Here is a 4,090-nt window from a genome sequence, read left to right on the forward strand (position 1 = left end):
GACTTGATCATGTGCCGATGCATAAAGGACTTTATCCGCACCTGCAAGCAATCTGAAATGGCTACTTCGGGGAGCTGCCGAGCCTTTGTCGCGACGATTTTGCAACTGACTTTTGCACCGTCGCAGAACTCAACTTTTGCGACAACATCTCACCAAGGCGTCCGGGCTCTAGAAAAAAGTCCCCCTCCCCTGTTGCGGTCACTATGCATTTTTATATAGTCACCGTAGTCACAATGGTCACGGAGGCCAGAATGCAGTCTGCTCCAAAAGAGGATGCCAACTGGACCGTCGCTCGGGCCAAGGCGCGGCTGTCGGAAGTCATCGAGCGTGCGCAGGCGGCGCCGCAAACGATCACGCGCAACGGTAGGCCAAGCGTCGTTGTCGTCTCCGCCGAGGAATGGCAACGCAAGACGGTGCGCAAGGGTACGCTTGCGGAGTTTCTGCTGGAGTCGCCGCTACGCGGCGCGGAACTCGACCTTGAGCGTCAACGCGATGAACCGCGTGATCTGCCGCTGTGAGGCTACTGCTGGACACGAATGTCCTGTCCGAGGTGACAAGGTCGGCGCCGGACGCACGCGTTCTGGAATGGCTGGACAAGCTCGACGAGGATCGCTCGTTCATCAGCGTGGTGTCGATCGCGGAAATCCGGCGCGGCGTTGCTCTCATGGGCGAGGGTCGGAAGCGTGAGGCGCTGGCCGAATGGCTTGCCCGAGACCTGCCTCAGCGTTTCGAGCAGAGAGTCCTCCCCGTCGACGAGCCGGTTGCTCTGGCCTGGGGCGATCTGATGGGTCTTGCGAAGCGCCGCGGCCGCGGGCTGACGTCAATGGACGGATTGATCGCAGCCACAGCGATTGCCCAGGAGCTCACTCTGGCAACGCGTAATATGAAGGATTTCGAAGGCTTCGGAATAGAGCTCTTCGATCCGTGGACTGCGTGAATCGCCCAGCACCTCATCCCGAATGCTCGAAGCGAATTTCGAAAAAGAAGTGTGGGTTTGCTCTCATACCCTTTGCTGAAATGTTGTGACAGAGCGCATGGAATGCCACGCGCTTCAAATCGGAGTAGCCATCCAGGAAGCCTGAAGCCCTTTGAAGCGCATGTCCGTCAGCTATTCATAGCGTGGATGACTTTGATCGAAACAAACGATTTCATAACTCTTCGGAAATCTTGCATGGACAAAAGCACGTCCGCACCGATCACCCATCCAAGGAGAAAATCTTCCATGCGCCCTGACGTGCAGTGGAGGTCGTGCCGAGAAGTGAGTTGCAACTGGCCGACCATGTCGGCGGTTCGACGCTAGTCGTCCCCAATGTTCCTGAGCTGCGAAGTCTTGCAGGCGAGCCCGCTGCCCAGCGCGATTCTGCTTGTGGGCGGGCTTATTGCCGCAGGCAGATCCGGTCGGCTCGTCTGGGCAGCGGATTGGAGACCCGGCCGGCAGCGCTACCATACAACATCAGCGCACTTTACATCTACGCGGTATTGCCGTGCTTCCAGTCGGTGCCATGTTTGGCCGACGCATGACGCGATGCGGCCTCCTGCACAGCCGAAGGCGTTATCGGATGTGCGACCGGGAAGCAGGTGGACAGTGCAGCACGTGTCACTCGCTGTGCGACGGTCTTTCGGGGAATGAAATCGGGCCAGTTCACGGCGCGGTGATCCAGCCAAGCTCTCGGCGTCATGGAACGGCAGGCGCCACGATCGAAGCATCTCATGTTGATTCAGGCGGACCCTTATGAGGCGTTCTTTGATGCCGGGTATGCCTGACAGGCGGTTGCAGCTGCAAGCGACAACGCGGCCTATTTAGTTGGAAACGGTCTGAGGCAGGCCAATTTGGCTTGTCCGTCACTATGTGGAGAAAGAAATGCTGTGTCTAGGAATTAGCGGCGGACTTGACCAAGTCCATGAAAACCGATTCGAGCTTCGGAACGCCTTTATGCACGATGGCGCCGCGGTGCTCGTCCGAGACGGACGGGTGATAGCAGCCGTCGAAGAGGAACGCCTCAATCGGATGAAACACTCCAACAAGCTCCCAATTCGTTCGATTCAATACTGTCTGTCAGCGGCGGGGGTTCAGCTCAACGACATTGATCGTGTCGCGCTCTACGCCAGCGAGCCCTATGCCAACGCCATGCTTGAAAGTATGTCCGCATCCCACCCGGACATTCTCTCCATTCCGTTGAGTGCTAAAACGTTGGTGCAGGATCTGTTAACGCGTGAGTTCGGCACTAAGTTGGACAGTTCGCGTATTTCATTCGTAAGTCATCATCAGGCGCACGCCGTGAGCGCCTTTGCAATGTCGGGCTTCGAACAAAGTCTCATTCTAGCGATTGATGGCTCTGGTGATTTCCTATCGGGCCTCGTGGCGGTAGGGTCTGGCACAGAAATTACGCAACTCGAGGCTTTCCCCGAGAACAATTCTCTTGGGCTGTTTTATCTCGAGACGATCCGCTATCTCGGCTACGGCTTGTTCGACGAGTATAAGGTAATGGGACTCGCGCCCTACGGCGACCCCGCTCCCTATCGCGAGCTCTTCGAGCAGTTCTACGAGCTCTCCGCCAACGGCGGTGGCTACCGTGTTCACCTCGACCGCATCGGTCCGGCGTTGCTCCGCAATATCGAGGTCAGGCGAAAGGGAATGCCCTTCACCCAGCAGCATCGAAATGTGAGTGCGTCACTGCAGGAAGCGCTTGAGCGGATCGTGTTCCACATTCTCCGGCATCACCGTGAGGCCACGGGCATGAAGCGGTTGTGCCTGGCGGGGGGGGTGGCCCACAACTGCACGATGAACGGTAAGCTGCTGTATTCAGGGCTTTTCGAAGACATCTTCGTGCAACCCGCGTCTCACGACGCTGGCTGCGCATTGGGAGCTGCGCTGATAGTCTCTAACGAGATGGGCCGCCCCGCGCCGTGTGAGCGACTGCAGGAGGTCTATTGGGGTCCTGATCTCGGGAGCGAGCGCGCCGTGCAACAGGAACTGAATGCATGGGCCGGACATCTCGAGGTTGAACGCTCTGATGACGTGGCAAGCAGTGCAGCCGACTGGATCGCCAACGGCGCCGTGATCGGCTGGGTGCAGGGTCGTTCGGAGTTTGGGCCACGTGCGCTGGGCAACCGCAGCATTCTTGCCGACCCTCGGCCCGCCGCAAACAAGGACCGGATCAATGCGATGGTCAAGAAGCGCGAAGGCTATCGGCCCTTCGCGCCATCTGTGCTGGAGGAGGATGCGAGCGAATTTTTCGACCTCCCGGACGGTAGGCACGAATTTCCATTCATGAATTTCGTCGTTCGCGTGCGTGACTCAAAGCGCGCCTTGCTCGGTGCCATCACGCACGTCGACGGTACCGCTCGCCTGCAAACAGTATCGCGCAACGCCAATCCCGCGTACTGGGAGGTCATCAATGCGTTCAAGAAGCGCACAGGCACTCCAATTCTGCTCAATACGTCCTTTAACAACAATGCCGAACCGATCGTGGATTCGGTTGCGGACGCAATTGCCACCTTTCTGACGACAGAGCTGGATGGACTTGTCGTCGGGCCCTTCCTGGTAAAGAAGCGGGCTGCAACGCTGCAGGATTGGACTGCGCTTGCGGTTTCGTTGCCGCCCTATGTGTCCCTCCATCAAACCCGCGCTTACAAAGCGCCAGATCGTCGGGAGACTCACTGCGAGATCAGCACGACCCACTTCAGCAGTGACAGTGTGCGAATTTCGCACGACTTGTTTAATCTGCTGATGCGGATTGAGGGCGAAGCCATGTTGGGAGATCTCCTCAATAAAATTGCGCCGGATCAGGCTAAGCGTGACGCTGTGATGGAGGGCCTGCGACGACTGTGGGAGCAGCGCCTCGTTCGGTTGCATCCCTCACAAGCTGCTCGCATGGATCAAGACTGCGATCAAACGCTGGACCAGCATAACAGGCTCTCAGCGTGATAGCGATGCCGCTATCCAAGCTCGGCGAATAAAGGTGTTCATCGACGCCGCCCGCCCCCACAACCCGGGGCAGGCGGGGGCCGAAAAAAAACGGTTGGTAAGGCCCATAAAGTTTGTCCACCCCCGCCCCCCCAAAAAAACCCCCGCCGCGGGGGCCTTTTT

General features: G+C 58.1%; 3 protein-coding genes. All 3 read left to right on the forward strand.

The genetic code is table 11. From position 1 onward, the window contains the following. Window positions 1-251: 251 nt before the first annotated feature. Entirely contained in the window at window positions 252-518 is a 267-nt protein-coding gene (locus tag NKJ32_RS35110; protein WP_023679089.1) for a type II toxin-antitoxin system prevent-host-death family antitoxin, read from the forward strand. After that, window positions 515-937 carry a type II toxin-antitoxin system VapC family toxin gene (locus tag NKJ32_RS35115; RefSeq protein ID WP_352830521.1) on the forward strand — a complete coding sequence of 141 codons (423 nt, stop codon included), beginning with the start codon at window positions 515-517 and terminating at the stop codon, window positions 935-937. The genes NKJ32_RS35110 and NKJ32_RS35115 overlap by 4 nt, the downstream gene beginning before the upstream one ends. A gap of 924 nt (window positions 938-1,861) precedes the next feature. Further along, window positions 1,862-3,928 (forward strand): carbamoyltransferase family protein, encoded by a 2,067-nt coding sequence (locus tag NKJ32_RS35120; protein ID WP_352830524.1) that lies wholly within the window; start codon window positions 1,862-1,864, stop codon window positions 3,926-3,928. Window positions 3,929-4,090: the final 162 nt, after the last annotated feature.

Origin of the sequence: Mesorhizobium sp. M0159, from assembly GCF_040322295.1 — a bacterium.
GTDB lineage: Bacteria > Pseudomonadota > Alphaproteobacteria > Rhizobiales > Rhizobiaceae > Mesorhizobium.

Excerpts from the sequence above, each read along its gene's own strand:
- NKJ32_RS35110 (WP_023679089.1), top strand. The coding sequence starts at position 252 with ATGCAGTCTGCTCCAAAAGAGGATGCCAACTGGACCGTCGCTCGGGCC.
- NKJ32_RS35120 (WP_352830524.1), top strand. The coding sequence starts at position 1,862 with ATGCTGTGTCTAGGAATTAGCGGCGGACTTGACCAAGTCCATGAAAAC.